Genomic DNA, 18065 nt, shown 5'->3' on the forward strand with positions numbered 1-18065 from the left:
GTATACTTTCTTGTAAATGCAATCTTAATGAAGGAAGGGCCCTGTATGGAACGAACCCGCAATCCTTGGAAAAGAAGAATATTTACAAGATTAAAAAATATGAAATTACAAAATAAGCTGATGCTTGGTTATGTATTGGTATGTGTTATTCCTCTATTATCTGTAAGCGCATTCATATTTCAACAATCTGCAAAGGGGTTAGAGGAATCTTCTCAGGAATTTGCTTCACTCTATACTTCGCAAATAAGGAGTACTTTGAATGAATTTCTAAAAGAATATGAGGAGGTTACGAAGTCGGTACTTGTAGACAACGATATCATTTACAGTCTCGGCGATACGAAAAATTTGCCTTTTGACGAAATAGTTAATCAAAGACTTGCTGTGCAGCGTTTGCTGATGCGAGTCGCATTGCTCAAATCGGAGATGAGTACGGTGATGCTGGTCAGCAGAGATGACAGCGTGTATCAGTTCAGCAGTTCAACGAACAAAGTGAATGAGAACCTGCTGTTGGCTCAAGAGTGGTACAAGGGGCTTAGGGATTCGAATGAAACCTTCTTCATCACGGGACTACATGACCGTTCCTACTATGATGATAAAGGGGAGGGAGCGGTTGTAACTGCGGGAAGAGTGCTATTCAGCTCAGATGGGGCATATGCAGGAATGCTGCTTATTGATTTAGACCCCTTTACATTGCTGCAGCTGGATCATGAGTTCATTTTGGCTCGGGACAAGTACGGTATAAGTGTAGTTATCACTAATCTTAAGCAACAAATCGTCTACCATTCTGATGCTGCGAGCGGACAGTTATCCTGGAAACAGGTTCTGGACTCAGGCCCTAGCTATATCAAGAATAACGAAACCAAAGATCATATTGTTTTATTGGGAAGGACATCCCAAGGGGAGTTGTTAATTCGAACGGATATCCCCCGCTCAAGGCTTCTTCAAAAAATTAATCAAATTAAAGTCATGACTGTCGTTGTCATTCTGATGAGTTGTCTGGTTATAACGCTGTTCTCATTTGGTTTGAGCTATACGATTACCAAGCCTATTAAGGCACTTCGGAGAAGTATGAAGCAAGCAGAAGTGGGACAATATCTGGCTATAGAGAAAGAGCAGGCTAATGATGAAATCGGAAGTCTGGTGCACAGCTACAACAAAATGATTACAACCATCCGAACTTTGATAGAGGATGTGTATATCGGAGAAATCAAACAGCGGCAGGCAAAATTCATCGCTCTCCAGAATCAGATCAATCCTCATATGCTCTACAATACTTTAGAATCCATTCGTATGAAGGCTTTGATGAAAGATGATGATGAGACTGCGGATATGATTAAAATTCTGGCACGCATGTTCCGGCTGGTCTTAGCCAAGGAAGGTAGGCAGCATTCAGTTAAACATGAATTGGAATATACAGCAAATTATCTGCAGCTTCAGAATATCCGTTTTGATCATATGTTCAAGTTTGAGTTCGAGATACCTGATGAAATGCTGGGGTGCAGCATCATCCCTCTGGTCTTTCAACCGATTGTTGAAAACAGCATTAATCACGGTTTTGAGGACTATAGCCGTACTATGGATATCAGGATTGAGGGAAGTTGGACAGAACAAGGAGAAATGTTATTTCGGATTATGGATAACGGAAGGGGTATGCGTCCGGACAAGGAATCCGAATTGCGTGCGCTTTTAGACGGAGCGGATTCACATAAATACAAATTGGAGATCATTGGTGAACAAACGGAAAATGGACTGGGTCTCTTAAATATTGCTGAACGTATCAAGCTCCATTACGGCGACCGGTATTATCTAACCATCGTTCCCGGAGTTGTGGAGGGAACAACCATTGAAATCCTGATACCAGGGAATTGAAATACCAACGGCAATGAACAGACAGCAGGAGGAGATTGGGATGAAAGTAGTAATCATAGATGACGAAAAGGGTATCGTGGAAGGACTCAAAAAGATCATAGGCCGCTATCTACCGGAATGTAAGGTTGTTGGAGTAGCTTATAACGGACTTGAAGGATACGAAATCATACAAAAGCTCCGCCCGGATATTGCAATAACGGATATACGTATGCCCAAAGCAGATGGTCTCGATATGATTAAAATGCTGGAAGAAACGAAAGTTCAGACTAAATTCATTCTGTTAAGTGGATATGCAGATTTTGAGTATGCCAGAAGAGGGATGAAGCTGGGGGTACAGTTCTACATTAACAAGCCGGTTGAGGAAGAAGAGTTGCGTGACAGTGTGAACCAGGTCATGGAACGGATTCGTGCAGACAGGATCAAGCTGCAAAGTTTAGACGAATTAAAGCATGAAATTCATAGCCGGATTCAGGAAGAAACCTTACGGGACATTCTTGATATCGGGAATGATCAGACCAGTCTGGTGGATGAGCTGCTTCGCAGTGCTCATATTCCTACAGCAGGCATCTGGTTCAATTCTATCCTGATTGAGATTGAGGGCAGTACGGATGTGCTGAAGGAGATTGGTTTTCAGCCACTGTTACATCTGATAGACCAGGCTTTAAGAAATTACCATCAAGTATACTGCTTCCGGTATTTCGGCCCGCAAATTGCGATTGTGATTGCACATAACAGCAATATTTTGCATGGCAGATTGCTCCATGTGATACAAGAACTGAAACAGGCGGTCTACCGTGATCTGAATCTGTCGATCAGCGTAGGCATTGGTGCAGTGTATAAGCGGACAACGGGGATGTGCCAGTCTTTCGAAGAAGCACGAAATGCACTAAGCTACAAAGTGATTAAGGCAGGAGACCCTGTAATTTCCTATAATGAGATTATAACAATGACAGACCGCAGTCATCCGGTGCCGGAGGAGATGATATCCAAACTGGAAGCTGCACTTGATAACATGGACGAGGAAGAATGTGTGGGCATCATCCACGAAATTTTCCGGGGAATGGTAGCCGAACCGGGAATGTCTCCCGCAGATCTGCAACTATGGTGTTTAAACATCCTTCTGTCAAGCATCCGAAGGCTGTCATTCCAGCAGCTACAGCAGAATGAACTGGTAGGCAGACATATTCTGTCTTTGGAAGGCTTTTCGCGGTTTAGGACGCTTGAGTATTTGGAGGAATGGATGATACAAGTCATTCGAGGGATCATCCATTTCAAGTTGGAACATAATCTATCTCATAGAAAAGATATTATATCGGAAATTAAGCTATATGTGTCTAAACATTATAATGAACAAATCAGTCTTGCTGATTTGGCTGCCCGTTTTTTTATCAGTCCTTTTTATTTAAGCCAGTTGTTCAAAAGAAAAACGGGAGACAACTACTTGAATTACTTGACCCAACTGCGGATCGATAAAGCAAAGGAACTGCTGGAGACTACAGATTTGAAAGTGTACGAAATTTGCCGGATGGTTGGATATTCTGATGCGCAGCATTTTGCGCGGATGTTTGAAAAGTTTACAGGATACAAACCCAGAGATTTTCGCAAAAATCTGCCGAATAGCTAAACGTAATTAGTCATTCCTTAGGAATGGCTTTTTATTTTATTGAAAATGACATGTTTAAACTTAAAAATGCCCATTTGAGCATGGGAATGACTGATTGTATCATTTAAATTGTAAGCGGATTCAAAAAAATATTGAGGGGGAACAAGATGAGATTCAAAAAAATGGGGTTGATGTTAGCGACAGGCGCCTTGGCCATTACAACCATATCCGGTTGTGGCGGGAACAATAACAATTCCGGAAATTCAGCAGCCGCTAACCAGAATCAGAATCAGGCCGCTGGCGGAGATGAAGTTGTTGACATTGAAGTTTGGGGCACCAACATTGGGTATAAGCCGATTGAGAAGGGAAGCAAGCTGTACGAATTCTATAAGGAAAAGCTCGGTGTTGGCGTCCTCCATCCATATGTGGAATGGAACGGAGGAACGAACTATCTTAACCAGCTGAACCTGAAGATTGCTGCTAACGAAATGCCGGACCTTTTTCTGCCACAGCAAGGTCTCGAGGACAGCTTGGCCAAAAACGGTGCACTTGCCGATCTGACAGAGCTTCTGCCTAAGTATGCGCCGAATCTGTGGAATGCCATCCCGCAGGATATGTGGGATATCGTAAAGGCAAATGATCCTACCGGCCAGGGCAAAATCTATTATATTCCGGGTATGGTTGACTACGGAAGATACGCCAGCATGATCCGCCAGGATTGGCTCGACAAGCTTGGCTTGAAAATGCCTACTACCCAAGATGAGTATGTAAAGGTGTTGGAGGCTTTCCGGGATAAGGACCCTAATGGCAATGGACAGAAGGATGAACTTCCTACCGGCGGACGGGAGCAGGTACGGTGGATGGACCAATTGTTCGCGATGTATGGTGTAGCGATGTTCGAAGGCTATCCGGACTGGGACATTTATAATGGGGAACTGACGTACTCCGCAGTGACTCCGAACATGAAAGCATCCTTGGAGTTCATGTCGAAGCTGTATAAGGAAGGATTAATTGACAAGGAGTCGCTGCTGAACAGCAAAGACAAGTGGGATGGCAAGATTCAATCCGATAAAGTAGGGAATTACTTCCATTGGGTAGAATCGGGATATTTGCCTCTGGAGAACTTGTTCAAAAATACCGGCGTGAAAGCTAATTTCACTGTACTGCCTGTTCCAAAAGTTGAGGGCTATGAAGGCTTCTATACCTGGAAAAGATTCACTCCTCCAGCTTGGGTAGTGAAAAATAACAAAGATGAGAAAAAACTGATGGCTACTCTGAAATTGCTGAACAACATGTATGACAAAAAAGTCTGGAAGGATTTGTATTTAGGCGTAGAGGGCATGCATTATACGATGAAGGATGGCCAAGCCACGAAGCTGCCGGATGACAAGAGCACACAGGAAAACCTGATTCTTGATCCCTATTCCAAAATATCCACCCTTGATTTCATGATGGATCTCAACAAGAGCACTGCTTCAGCGGATAGAATGTGGGCGATTGATCAGGTGAACCGTAATATGAAGGAAGCCCAGAAATATGCCAAAGTCATTGCTGGTGATGGCATGCCAGCCAGTGTATATGAGGGCTTCCCGGACATAAACAATCGTACACTCTACGTGGAATACGCTTCAAAAATTATTATTGGACAATACCCGCTCAGCAAGTTTGACGAGTTCGTAGAGAAATGGAATAAGTCCGGCGGTGAAGAGGTCACTAAGCGGGCCAGAGAATGGTACGCAAAAGTCAAGAAATAAAGGATTAACGCTAAAATTCCGCTCGACACATTTTACAGTCGGGCGGATTTATTGTGTAGAACCTGTAGATTTAGGTGTTGATACCAAAGTAAAGGGATGTGGAGAGAAATGACTTATGTATGTAATCCGCTAAATATTGAATATAAATATCAGATCGTAGAGACAGCAGGGACCCGAGTTACCTTCAGGGAAGCTGCGGACCCGTCGCTGGTTATCTTTCATGGAGAATATTATCTGTTTCCTTCGATGACGGCTGGATTTCTGACAAGCAGCAATATGACCGATTGGACCTTCCACCCGCTCAAGGGAGTGCCGGTTTACGACTACGCTCCGGATGTGCGGGTAATCGGGGAGTATCTTTATTTTTCAGCATCGAATAAATCAAGAAACTGTTCATTTTACAGGACAAAAGATCCGATCAGCGGTGAATTTGAGGAAATCCAGGGGACGTTCCCTTTTTGGGACCCTAATTTGTTCCTGGATGATGACGGAAGAATCTATTTCTACTGGGGGTGTTCCAACGAGACGCCTATTTACGGAGTAGAGCTTAATTTGGAGGATATGAAGCCTATAGGAGAAGCATCTCCACTTATTTATGGTAACAGTACTAAGATTGGTTATGAAAGAAAAGGTGAAAATCATATCCTCAGATCACCAGAAGAGATTGAAGAAAGCGTTCAAAAATATGCCGGGATGCATCCTGATGCTCCGGAAGAACTTTTGATTAAATTTAAAAACACCATAGGAAACGATCCTTACATTGAGGGAGCCTGGATGGAGAAGCATAACGGGAAATATTATCTTCAATATGCCAGCCCCGGGACAGAACATAACATCTACTCGGACGGTGTCTATATTTCGGACAAACCTCTAGGGCCATTTACGCTGGCAGCCAATAACCCGTTTTCTTACAAGCCGGGAGGATTTATACCAGGGGCCGGACACGGGTCAACCATGACAGATAATTATGGGAATCTATGGCATACCTCATCCATGAGAATCAGTATGAATTATATATTCGAAAGAAGACTTGGGCTCTGGCTGGCGGGATTTGATCAGGACGGAGAGTTATTCTGTAATCAACGGTATGGGGACTGGCCCTATAAAATCGAGCAAAAGCAGATGAATCCCTGGAGCCATCCGGAGTGGATGCTGCTATCTTACGGCAAACCGGCTGAAGCCTCTTCTCATGAAGAAGGCAGACAGGCATTCCAGGCAACGGACGAAAATGTACAGACCTGGTGGAGGGCGGAGTCTAACTCCCCTGGAGAATGGCTGGAAATCGATCTGGAGCATGTATGCGATGTGCATGCGGTGCAGATCAATTTTGCTGATGATCAGATCAATGCAACCCTTCCTATGGAAACAACGCTGCAAGGTGAAAGACTGATAGATGATCGTCAGTATTATACCAGATGGCTTCTCGAAGGCTCAACGGACGGCAAGGAATACTTTGTAATGAAAGATAAATCTGAAGCAAATACCAATTTGCCGCATGATCTAGTCCTGCAAGAGGAGGGGACGAAAGCTAGATTTATCAAATGTACAATAATTTCATTACCCTTTAATCAGTCTGCCTGTATTTCCGGACTTAGAGTGTTTGGGATCGGCAAGGGGGCGTCCCCGGGACAAGTCAGTGGCGTCCAAACAGAATTGATAAGCAAGCTAGATCTTTCCGTAAGTTGGGAGAGAGATGAAGCTGCTGGATATAATGTGCTCTGGGGATTTGCTCCGGACAAGCTGTACCATAGTCATATGGTATTCGGCTGTTATGAATTAACAATTAAAGCGTTGATTGAAGATCAGCCGCTGTATGTAAGAGTTGATGCCTTTAATGAAACAGGGATAACTGAAGGGTGTGTATACCGGGCAGTCTGAGAGAAGGGGTTCGCTCGGCTCGGAGGGACTCCTAAGAAATACGTATCAGATGTTCCTTTAAATGACCTGGTAGGAACTTAAAAACGCCTGATTGAGCGATGAATCTGATAATTATATAGTTACATTGTAAACGAATTCAACACGAGATATTAGGAGGGAAAACATTGAAATCTATTGCATCTCATCAGATGAAGTTATACTGGCCGCTTTATGTGATGGCGATTCCGGGAATTATATTTCTCATCGTATTTAAATTCATTCCGCTGGCTGGTGCTGTAATCGCCTTCAAAGACTATTCCGTATTCCAGGGCTTTATTGATAGTCCTTGGGTAGGATTTAAGCATTTTGAAACCTTGCTGCAGCATCCTGACTTTCTCAATGTATTTAGCAACACTCTACTGCTGGGATTATTCAAGCTTACGATTGTTTTTCCGGTTCCAGTTCTGCTGGCACTAATGATTAATGAGATCCGGAAATCGGCACTGAAGAAAGGAATTCAGACTGCACTATACATCCCGCATTTCTTGTCATGGGTAATCGTAGGAGGGATTCTCTTCGATTTCTTTTCACTAAGCGGAATGTTCAACATTATCCTTGGATGGTTTGGTGCCGAGCCTGTGCTGGCGATGCAGGAAAGCGCATACTTCAGACCGATTTATGTGCTGGCTTCCATATGGAAGGATGCTGGCTGGGGAACCGTGGTCTACATGGCCGCAATCAGTGCAATTGACCCTCAGCTCTATGAATCAGCGATGATCGACGGGGCCTCCAGAATCAGACAAATCAGACATATTACATTCCCGATTCTGCTACCTACCGTGCTTGTACTGTTCCTGCTCGATATCGGGAATTTCCTGGATCTCGGATTCGATCAGGTATATAACCTGCTGACTCCGATGACCTACAATGTGGGAGATATCCTGGATACTTATGTGTTCCGAACGGGCATTCAGCAAGGACAGTATAGTTTCGCAACAGCAGTTGGATTGTTCCAATCGGTAATTGGATTTATCATGGTCTATACGTTTAACAAGTTGTCCAATAAGGTTTCGGATGGGGGGCTCTGGTGACTATGCTTGCATCAAGAGGAGAAAAAGTATTCGTAGGAGTCATTACCGGCTTACTCATCCTGTTATCTGTCGTAGCGCTAGTACCGCTTGTATCCGTAATCTCTACTTCCTTGAGCTCCAAAAGTGCAGTAGATATGAACCTTGTCACGCTGTGGCCGAAGCAATTTACTTTGGACTCTTGGAAGTACATTGTCGACCGTCCTGATTTATGGAAGTCATTCTTTTTGACGCTCAGTACGACTGTGATTGGAACAGTACTGGCCCTTCTGATGACAGCCTTGTTCGCCTATCCGCTGTCAAAGCCGGAATTCCGGTGGGGTTCGGTCATTATGATGGCTGTTGTAGTTGCGATGATTTTCAAGGCACCTATCATACCGTATTTCCTGACCGTACGCGGTATCGGCCTGTATGACAATCCGCTGGTCCTGGTTATCCCTCATATTTTGAATCCGTTCAATCTGATCATCATGCGAACCTTCTTCAAGCAATTCTCTAAGGAGCTTGAGGAAGCGGCCTTTTTGGAGGGCTGCGGATATTTCCGGATGCTGTTCCAGTTTGTGCTTCCATTGTCCAAGGCTGTACTGGCAACCCTTGCTTTGTTTTATGGTGTCGTGCTATGGAATCAGTTTCAGCATCCGTTGTTATTCCTTCAGGACACCAACTGGTTCCCGCTGCAAATCAAAATCCGCCAATTTATCACCGATGACAGCGTTATTATGGCGGGGGCCTCATCGACGATGAGTCTTAACTACAATGAGCGAACGCTGAGAGCAGCAACGGTTATCTTTGCAATTGTTCCGATTGTTGTGGTATATCCTTTCTTGCAGAAGTATTTCGTCAAGGGGGCAATGATTGGTTCGGTCAAAGGATGATTTCTTAAGACAAGATATCAGGACTTCAGTCCGTAACAAATAGCTTTAGAGGGGGGATACAGAAACATGAGTTTTAAAAAGGTTGGTTTATTCTTAGCCGCAAGCGCTCTCGCTGTTACTGCTGTAACCGGTTGTAACGGGAACGAAAACAATTCAGCGGGTAACGCAAATGCCAATCAGAATCAGGCTTCGAACGGAGATCAAGTAGTTGATATTGAGGTATGGGGTACCAACATCGGGTATCAGCCGGTTACCAAAGGTAGCAAACTGTACGAATTTTATAAGGAAAAGCTGGGTGTTGGGGTTATTAATCCGTATGTGGAGTGGAACGGGGGAACTAACTATCTCAATCAGTTGAACCTTAAGATTGCCGCTAACGAAATGCCGGATCTGTTCGTACCTCAGCAAGGACTTGAGGACAGTCTCGCGAAGAATGGGGCGATTGCCGATCTGACTGAACTGTTGCCTAAATATGCGCCGAACGTGTGGAAGGCTATTCCGGAAGATATCTGGAAAGTGGTCAAGGCAAATGACCCTACAGGTCAGGGGAGAATTTATTATATTCCCAATGTCGTTGAATACGGCAGATACGCCGGGCTGATCCGCCAGGATTGGCTGGATAAGTTGGGGCTGAAAATGCCAAAAACACAGGATGAATATGTAAAGGTGCTGGAGGCTTTCCGGGACAAGGACCCTAACGGCAACGGCCAGAAGGATGAGATTCCAACTGGCGGCCGGGAGCAGGTGCGCTGGATGGATCATTTGTTCGCCATGTATGGTGTGGCTATGTTCGAGGGTTATCCGGATTGGGATATTTACGATGGCAAGCTGACTTATTCTGCGGTTACGCCCAATATGAGAGCCGCATTGGAATTCATAGCCAAGCTATATAAGGAAGGCTTGATTGATAAGGAGTCGGTTCTTAATAGTAAGGATAAGTGGGAAGGGAAGATCCAATCCAATAAGGTGGGGAATTACTTCCACTGGGTAGAGCAGGGGAACTTGGTGTTTGAGAACCTGTATAAGAACACAGGTGTGAAGGCAGAGTTTTCCGTACTTCCTGTACCTGAGGTCGCAGGCTATAAAGGCTTTTATACGATGAAGAAATTTGCCTCTCCTCTGTGGGTTGTCAAGAACAACAAGGATCAGGAAAAGCTGATGGCCACGCTAAAGCTGCTTAACAATGTGTACGATAAGAAAAACTGGAAAGACCTGTTTCTTGGTGTAGAAGGAATGCACTATACAATGAAAGACGGAAAAGCCATTAAGCTCCCGGATGACAAGAGCACACAGGAGAATCAGATTCTGAATCCGGCTACAAGCATATCGACACTGGATCTTACGATAGATCTTTTCAACAGCACGGTATCAGAAGACAGTAAGTGGGCCATTGATCAGGTCACCCGGAATATGAAGGAGGCTCAGAAGTATGCCAAAGTCATTGCGGGTGACGGTATGCCTGCCAGTGTATACGACGGCTTCCCGGACATTAACAACCGCACCCTTTATGCTGAATATGCCGCCAAGATTATTATTGGACAGTACCCCATCAGCAAGTTTGATGAGTTTGTAGAGAAATGGAACAAATCAGGCGGTGAAGAGGTCACGAAGCGTGCCAGAGAATGGTACAGCAAAGTGCAGCAGTAAACTATAGAACAGAACTATATTCTGCAGGAGGTTAACATGAGCAGTCGTATAACGGAAGTGCTGCAAGGCAAGGAACACAATTATATTCTTCCTTTTCTCTGGCAGCATGGGGAGGAAGAAGCTGTAATCCGGGAAGAAATCGCCCGTGTCCATGAATCCGGAATTGGAGCGTTGTGCGTGGAGGCACGGCCTCATCCAGACTTTCTTGGACCAAAGTGGTGGCTGGATATGGATATTATTATGGATGAGGCGCGAAATCGCGGCATGAAGGTATGGCTGCTGGATGATGATCATTTCCCTACGGGGCATGCGGCAGGCAAGGTGAAGGAGGCTCCAGAGGAGCTTCAGCGTAAGTTTTTGGGTGAACGCTATATTGATACAATTGGTCCTGCCCAAGGAACCTCTCTGCTGCTGGATACCTTGCTGATGACCGGACTCCGGCCAACCTTCTCCTTGCGCCATAACGCTAAAGGGAATAATAAACTGATCTCAGTGGTTGCGGTCCGCCGCGATCCATCGAGTGGAACATTACTCAGTGAATGTGTTGATCTCACTGAATTTGTACATGAAGGTACGCTGTATTGGGATATCCCAGAGGGGTATTGGCGGGTATTTATGATCTCTGAAAATAAGGATGGCGGCAGCAAGGAGCAGGAAGATTATCTGAACCCGCTAGTCCCAAATTCAGTCCGTATTCTGCTTGATACGGTTTATGAGCCTGTGTATGAGCGTTATAAGGATGATTTCGGCAAGACATTTGCCGGATTCTTTTCAGATGAACCCGGATTTTATAATGATAAGACGACTTTTGATTTCAATTCAAAGCCAGGGAAACAAGGGGTACCGCTTCCTTGGAGCAATGAAATGCCGGCTCTGCTCGACCAGGCGTTCGGAGAGGACTATCGTAAACAGCTGTATCTTCTCTGGCATGATGCCGGGGAACAATCGGACATTATCCGCTACACCTATATGAATATCGTCAGCAGGCTGTATGCAGAACATTTCTGCAGTCAGATCGGAGACTGGTGCAGAGCCCGCGGTGTGGAATATATCGGACATGTTCTTGAAGATAACAACGTGCATGCAAGGCTGGGTCCCGGTACCGGACACTTCTTCCGCTCACTCTGGGGACAAGACATGTCGGGTATTGATGTGGTGCTGTGGCAAATCGTTCCCGGCTTTGATGAATTATCTTTCCGCCAGCCAACGGGAGGAGAGACGGATAGTGAATTCTTCCACTATGGTCTCGCTAAGCTCGGTGTATCTCTGGGACACATGGATCCGAAGAAACAAGGCCGGACGATGTGTGAAGTCTATGGGGCCTATGGCTGGACGGAAGGCTTGAAGCTGATGAAGTGGCTTACTGACCATATGCTCGTCCGCGGCGTCAATCATTTTGTCCCTCATGCGTTTACCCAAAAAGCTTTTCCTGAGCCGGATTGTCCGCCGCATATGTATGCGGGCGGTCAGAATCCGCAGTACCGCTATTATGGCTATCTGAACCAGTACATTAACCGGATCAGCCACCTAATCTCAGGGGGGATACATGTGGCGTCTGCGGCTGTCGTCTATCATGCTGAAGCCGAATGGTCAGGGAACGCAATGTACTTTCATAAGCCGGTCAAGGCGTTGATGCAGCATCAAATCGATTGTGAAGTGATTCCCGTTGATGTGCTTCAGGAGGTAGCACATGTTCAGGATAACAAGCTGCATGTCAATCTTGAAAATTATAGATGCCTGATTGTACCTTATGCGGAAGCACTCCCGGCAGCGATGATACAACGCTTGGCCCAGTTCGCTGAGCAAGGCTTACCCGTCCGTTTTGTTGAAGGACTGCCGGAACGCTCAAGTGAAGGAATCAATGTAACTGGTGAACTGTCACTGCTTTCGGCTCATCCGAATGTGAGGATGGTAGTTTTAGATAAACTGGCGGATGATTTGACTGCAGATGGATACTTTGAGGTTAAAGCTGAAGGATATGAGCCGTATCTCCGGAATTATCACTATACTCATGATGATTTAGATGTGTTTATGTTTTTTAACGAGAGTCCGCATCAGATTATCTCTACGAAGATTGTTCTGCCGGTGCAAGGTAATGTTTATGCCTATCATGCTTTTCTTAATAAGGTGAGCAGGCTGGAGGCCGCTGGGGAGTCCGGTGCAAGAAGGGTGGAGCTTGTTCTGCATCCATATGAATCCATCGTCCTTTTGCATGGGCCTTCCCTAATAGATTATCCTGCCCCTCTGCCGAGGAGGGCAGAGGGTCCGATATTGGAAATGAGTGGAGAATGGGCAGTTTCCATTGCCGATGCTGATCATTATCCTCAATTCAAGGAGTGGGGGACACTAACCACATTGAAGAATATGAGTGGTCCCGGTGATCTGCCCAGCTTTTCCGGTACGTTCCGTTATGAGACAGAGTTTGAATGGAATGCTTCATGTAACAACGCATTTCTTGAACTAGGCGAGGTCTATGAAACGGCAGAAGTGTGGATTAACGGTGAACACGCAGGCGTTAACCTGTGCCCACCTTATCGGATGGAGATAGCGGGTCCAATTCGTAAAGGGACCAACAGCCTGGTTATCGAGGTTACGAATACGCTTGTTAAAAACCAGCGGGACTTTTTGTCTTCCTTCTCTCAGCAGGAGCCAAGCGGACTTATTGGTCCTGTGACAATTTCACAGATATCGGTAACTGAAGCTCATTAACGGGACCTGATGAGGAGGGAATTAATATGACGAATTCCATTACTAATCCCATACTACGCGGATTCAACCCTGATCCGTCTATTGTACGCGTAGAAGACAATTACTATATTGCCACTTCCACTTTTGAGTGGTTCCCGGGCGTTCAGATTCACCATTCCAAGGACCTGATTCACTGGAGATTGCTAAAGCGGCCACTGGACCGGATATCGCAACTGAACATGCAGGGGAACGGAGATTCCGACGGTGTATGGGCACCCTGCCTGACTTATGATAACGGTCTCTTCTATTTAATTTATACAGATGTTAAGTCTCACAAAGGTGCTTTTAAGGACACCCACAACTACCTTGTGACCGCAGCAGATATAGAAGGTCCATGGTCGGAACCGGTATATCTGAACAGCAGCGGGTTCGATCCCTCTTTATTTCATGATGATGACGGACGGAAATGGCTGCTGAGCATGTTATGGGATTTCCGCAAGGGGATGAACAAGTTCGGAGGCATTGTCATTCAGGAATATTCACACTCGGAGCAAAGACTGGTGGGTCCGGCTGCAACCATCTTTGAAGGAACAGAATTAGGATTTACGGAAGGGCCGCACCTGTATAAGCAGGGTGACTACTACTACCTGATTACTGCGGAGGGTGGAACCCGGTACCAGCATGCCGTTACTGTCGCGCGATCGGCTTGCCTTCATGGACCCTACGAAATTGATCCGCTTAATCCGGTGCTGACCAGCAGTGGTAATTCCGGGTTGACTCTCCAAAAAGCAGGGCATGCTTCCTTAGTTGAAACCCAAAATGGCGAATGGTATATGGCCCATCTTTGCGCAAGACCGGCGGATGGTCATCATTGTACGCTGGGCAGGGAGACAGCACTGCAGAAATGTTATTGGGACGACAAAGGCTGGCTCCGCTTGGAAGGGGGAGGGAACGCTCCTTCTGCTACGGTACAGGCTCCAGCCCTCCCGCTTCATCCGTTTAAACCGGAACTGGAGCGGGATGATTTTGATGAACCCTTGCTTAGTGGCCATTGGAGCACACTCCGAATCCCGCCGGATTCAAGCTGGCTCACCCTTAGTGAACGAGAGGGTTTTCTGCGCTTAAAAGGAATGGAGTCTTTAAGCTCTCTGCACAGGCAGAGTCTGATTGCCCGTCGGCAGCAGTCATTTAGTATTGAGGCAGAGACGGTAATTGAGTTCGAGCCGGAGAGTTTTCAGCAGATGGCAGGCCTAATTCTATATTACAACACAGAAGATTATGTGTACTTAAGGATCACCCATCTCGAGAAGCATGGCAGAGTAATTGGAATTATTGAATCGAAGCATGGGGTATACGATGAGCTGCTCGCAGCTGATCTGCAGCTGCCGCAATATGGTCCGGTTCGTTTAAAGGCTATAGTCCACCGGGACCGTCTGCAATTTTATTATGCAACTGAGGACATCAACTGGTGCCCGGTTGGCGAAGAGATTAATATTCTGCATCTTTCGGATGAAGCTGCTGAGCCTTTAAGATTTACAGGGACATTCGTTGGAGTGTGTGCACAGGATTTGAGAGGCACCCGAAAGCAGGCAGACTTTGATTATTTTATATACAGGGAAATGGAGTGAATTGTATTGTCAATTATACAGTTTCCTAAGGACTTCCTGTGGGGGGCAGCTACTGCTGCTTATCAGGTAGAAGGAGCCTGGAACGAGGGTGGACGCGGCCTTTCAATCTGGGATACCTACGCACATACTCCCGGGAATATACGAAATGGTGATAACGGTGATATCGCCTATTTGAGCTTGAAGACATAGATGAAGGTTATGAAAGAACAGACTTTAACTGGCCGATTTACCCTGAAGGTCTATATAAGGTGCTAGTACACATTACGGAACGTTATGGTCAAATCCCTATCTACATCACCGAAAACGGAGCATGTTATGATGACAATCCGGATCAGGGAAAAGTTCAGGATAACAAGCGTATTGCATATCTGAGCAAGCATTTAACCCAGTTAAACCGGGCAATGGAGACAGGGGTACTGGTAAAGGGCTATATCGCCTGGTCTTTGCTCGATAATTTCGAGTGGGCTGACGGTTACAGCAGGCGTTTCGGATTGATTCATGTAGATTTCAATTCATTAGTACGAATGCCAAAAGACAGCTTTTTCTGGTATGAAAAAGTGATAACCAACGGGTGGATAGAAGTCTGAGCGGATTGACTTATTAAAGGTTTTCTGGAACTGACAATATGGGAGAAGACATGGAAGGACCTGATCTCCATTGGCATAACCCAGGCCTAATCCTCTGCACCAAAAGAAAGCCGGCTTTCCAGACGAATCTGGAGAACCGGCTTTCCCTACAGGAAGCTATAGAGTCGTACGCCGTGCGGTGCAACTGTGGTCTTCAGCGCACCTGCGGCAAGTTCGGCAGGCGTTCCGCTCCACAGCTCGGTGCCGGCGGCTGCACCACTCAGGCCAAGCTCTTCAAGGGCCAGATCCAACTGCAGCGGGCTTTCACCAACGTTGAATACAGCAGCATAACGAGTGCCATCGGAGTGCTCAGCGGTCCAGACGATAAGATCATCTTTGCAGAGCGCTTCCCTGGCTCCGTGGCTCTCCCGGTGCATGCGCAGAACCTCACGGTTGGTAAGCAGCGCAAGCGTCCAGTCATCATTGTCCCGCAATTCACCGCCAAAAATGAGCGGCGAGCGGAAGATACTCCAAAGCGACATCATCGTCAGCTGCTCATCACGCGTGAACCGGGTCCAGCGGTCCTCCCCGCCGCCATCCACAGAGCGGATACCAATATGGCCGAGCGGCAGCATATCGCAGTCCGGCCAGCAGCCGGCTTGAGGTACGCCCTGCCATTTCCGGCAACGGTCGAACATATCCAGCAACAGCGGCCACAGGTCCCAGAAGTCATCTGTAACCCGCCACATGTTGGCATGTCCGGTGAAGAATTCTGCGTATTCCACCGGAGCGGGGCCAGGAGAGAGGCTCAGCACCATGGGCCGGCCGCAACGCTCAATCGCCTGGGAGATTAGAGCAATCTCAGGCTGATGAGTATCGTACAGCCTGGAAGCGGCGATGTCGTCCACCTTCACCAGGTCAACGCCCCACTCTGCATACAGTTCAAAGAGAGAATTATAATACGCCTGTGCCCCTTCTTTGGAGGCGTCCACTCCATACATATCTGTATTCCATGGACAGATGGAGTTCGTATGTGCAATATCGCGTGCCGTCGCAGTTGTACCCAAGACCGGTGTGGCGGCATGGGCAGCCTGCCGCGGGATGCCGCGCATGATATGAATGCCGAATTGCAGTCCAAGACTGTGTACATAATCGGCTAAGGGCTTGAAGCCAAGGCCGCCCGCTGCGGAAGGGAAGCGGTTCTCAGCGGGCATCAGCCGGGAATATTCATCGGTAATCAGCGGAACAAACGGCCGGTATTGTGAAGAGTTCGCATAAGGCTCGTACCACTGAATATCAACGGTAATATAGCTCCAGCCGAAGGCTTTGAGGTGTTCTGCCATATACTGTGCATTTCCGCGTATTTCTTCTTCCGTTACGGCCGCGCCGTAGCAGTCCCAGCTGTTCCAGCCCAGCGGCGGAGTAGGTGCTGCAAGCTTGTGATCCATTGTGAATCTCCTTTACTGATGTATTATTGCTCTTTCTAGTTCCATCATAATAAAGGAGATTAGCGATATCTATAGTAATCTTGCGAGTCGAATAGCACTATATTGCGGTTAATCAAAAAACAGCCTGCGGTAGGTTAGGCTTTCGCCCCCGCTTCGGAATTCTCCCGGTGTAAGTCCGGTTAAGCTGCGGAACGCCTTGATGAAATAACTGCCGCTGGAGTAGCCAATCTGCTCAGCAATGGCTTCTATGCTGAGACCGGTTCCTCTGAGCAGCTCCATGGCCTTCTCCGTACGGACACGGGTCAGATATGCGCCGGGAGTCAGACCCGTGCTGGCCGAGAAGCGGCGGATCAAATGGTATTTGGACAGGGCTACATGCTCGGAAAGCAGATCGATGCTGATCATTCGTGAGTAGTTATGCTCAATAAATTCGGCTGCACGCCTTACGTTCACTGACCAGTTGTCCCGGTTCCGCAGTGTTGTTACCTGCAGTCTGGAGAGCTCTGTCATGAACTGATAGATGCACGACGAGGCAATAAGAGGGTCGGAGATTCTGCCGGCCGCGGCATCGTTTACAATCATCCGTAAGACCCGGATCGGCGCACAGTCTGCGGGCAGATAAGGAACTTCTCCTGCTTCACGCAAGAATTTGCGAAAGTGAGGCAGAATCAGATCGGGCCGGAAGAGCAGGAACAGGAATTCCCAAGGCTCTGTTGATTCCGGTTGATAATAATAGCGGTGGGGTCCGGGGATTTCGGCGAGAAAAGCCTGCCCGGCGGTAACACGGTGCGTCCGGTCCCCCGACTCAAATACGCCTTCTCCGGAGAGGGTGTATTGGAACAACAGAAGTGGCCCATCGTTCCGTTCCAGACCGTCCCAGCGATAAGAAGGCGTGCTGATTGAATCAGACCCGGCCGCAAATAATACGCACAACTGGAGCTCCTTATCTTCCGCGAACCGAAAGCCATAGGTACCTCTGGGAATGTCCATAATGTCCTCCTAGCAGTATGTGAAGATGCTTCAGCATTGATTTTAACGCGAC

13 protein-coding genes are annotated in these 18065 nt (G+C 46.8%); 11 read left to right on the plus strand and 2 right to left on the minus strand.

The window, feature by feature from the left end; all coding sequences use genetic code 11:
- Positions 1-45 precede the first annotated feature (45 nt).
- From A3842_RS27690 to A3842_RS27740, 11 genes are all read left to right on the plus strand, one after another.
- Positions 46-1869 carry a sensor histidine kinase gene (locus A3842_RS27690; protein WP_256701901.1) on the plus strand — a complete coding sequence of 608 codons (1824 nt, stop codon included), beginning with the start codon at positions 46-48 and terminating at the stop codon, positions 1867-1869.
- A 40-nt stretch (positions 1870-1909) separates the two neighbouring features.
- Entirely contained in the window at positions 1910-3493 is a 1584-nt protein-coding gene (locus A3842_RS27695; protein WP_074103435.1) for a response regulator, read from the plus strand.
- A 146-nt stretch (positions 3494-3639) separates the two neighbouring features.
- On the plus strand, positions 3640-5226 hold the full coding sequence (locus A3842_RS27700; protein WP_074103436.1) for a type 2 periplasmic-binding domain-containing protein: 1587 nt from the start codon (positions 3640-3642) through the stop codon (positions 5224-5226).
- Between the two features lie 108 nt (positions 5227-5334).
- Positions 5335-7104, plus strand: coding sequence for a family 43 glycosylhydrolase (locus tag A3842_RS27705; protein WP_083609765.1), 1770 nt, complete (start codon positions 5335-5337; stop codon positions 7102-7104).
- Positions 7105-7268: 164 nt separating this feature from the next.
- On the plus strand, positions 7269-8174 hold the full coding sequence (locus A3842_RS27710) for an ABC transporter permease (RefSeq protein ID WP_074085771.1): 906 nt from the start codon (positions 7269-7271) through the stop codon (positions 8172-8174).
- Between the two features lie 2 nt (positions 8175-8176).
- Positions 8177-9046: a carbohydrate ABC transporter permease gene (locus tag A3842_RS27715; RefSeq protein ID WP_074085770.1), complete on the plus strand. Its 870-nt coding sequence runs from the start codon at positions 8177-8179 to the stop codon at positions 9044-9046.
- A gap of 66 nt (positions 9047-9112) precedes the next feature.
- Positions 9113-10693 (plus strand): type 2 periplasmic-binding domain-containing protein, encoded by a 1581-nt coding sequence (locus tag A3842_RS27720; RefSeq protein WP_074103438.1) that lies wholly within the window; start codon positions 9113-9115, stop codon positions 10691-10693.
- Between the two features lie 36 nt (positions 10694-10729).
- Entirely contained in the window at positions 10730-13402 is a 2673-nt protein-coding gene (locus A3842_RS27725; RefSeq protein ID WP_074103439.1) for a glycosylhydrolase-like jelly roll fold domain-containing protein, read from the plus strand.
- Between the two features lie 26 nt (positions 13403-13428).
- Positions 13429-15009 carry a glycoside hydrolase family 43 protein gene (locus A3842_RS27730; RefSeq protein ID WP_074103440.1) on the plus strand — a complete coding sequence of 527 codons (1581 nt, stop codon included), beginning with the start codon at positions 13429-13431 and terminating at the stop codon, positions 15007-15009.
- A 6-nt stretch (positions 15010-15015) separates the two neighbouring features.
- Positions 15016-15198 carry a family 1 glycosylhydrolase gene (locus A3842_RS27735; protein WP_074103441.1) on the plus strand — a complete coding sequence of 61 codons (183 nt, stop codon included), beginning with the start codon at positions 15016-15018 and terminating at the stop codon, positions 15196-15198.
- Positions 15199-15257: 59 nt separating this feature from the next.
- Positions 15258-15596, plus strand: a complete 339-nt coding sequence (locus tag A3842_RS27740) for a family 1 glycosylhydrolase (RefSeq protein WP_074103442.1) — start codon at positions 15258-15260, stop codon at positions 15594-15596.
- 146 nt (positions 15597-15742) lie between these two features.
- Here the strand turns inward: A3842_RS27740 and A3842_RS27745 are convergent, their stop codons facing one another.
- On the minus strand, positions 15743-17023 hold the full coding sequence (locus A3842_RS27745; RefSeq protein ID WP_074103443.1) for a glycoside hydrolase family 27 protein: 1281 nt from the start codon (positions 17021-17023) through the stop codon (positions 15743-15745).
- A gap of 108 nt (positions 17024-17131) precedes the next feature.
- Positions 17132-18013: an AraC family transcriptional regulator gene (locus A3842_RS27750; protein WP_074103444.1), complete on the minus strand. Its 882-nt coding sequence runs from the start codon at positions 18011-18013 to the stop codon at positions 17132-17134.
- Positions 18014-18065: the final 52 nt, after the last annotated feature.

The sequence above is a fragment of the Paenibacillus sp. P3E genome (assembly GCF_001909045.1).
GTDB lineage: Bacteria > Bacillota > Bacilli > Paenibacillales > Paenibacillaceae > Paenibacillus_AQ > Paenibacillus_AQ helianthi.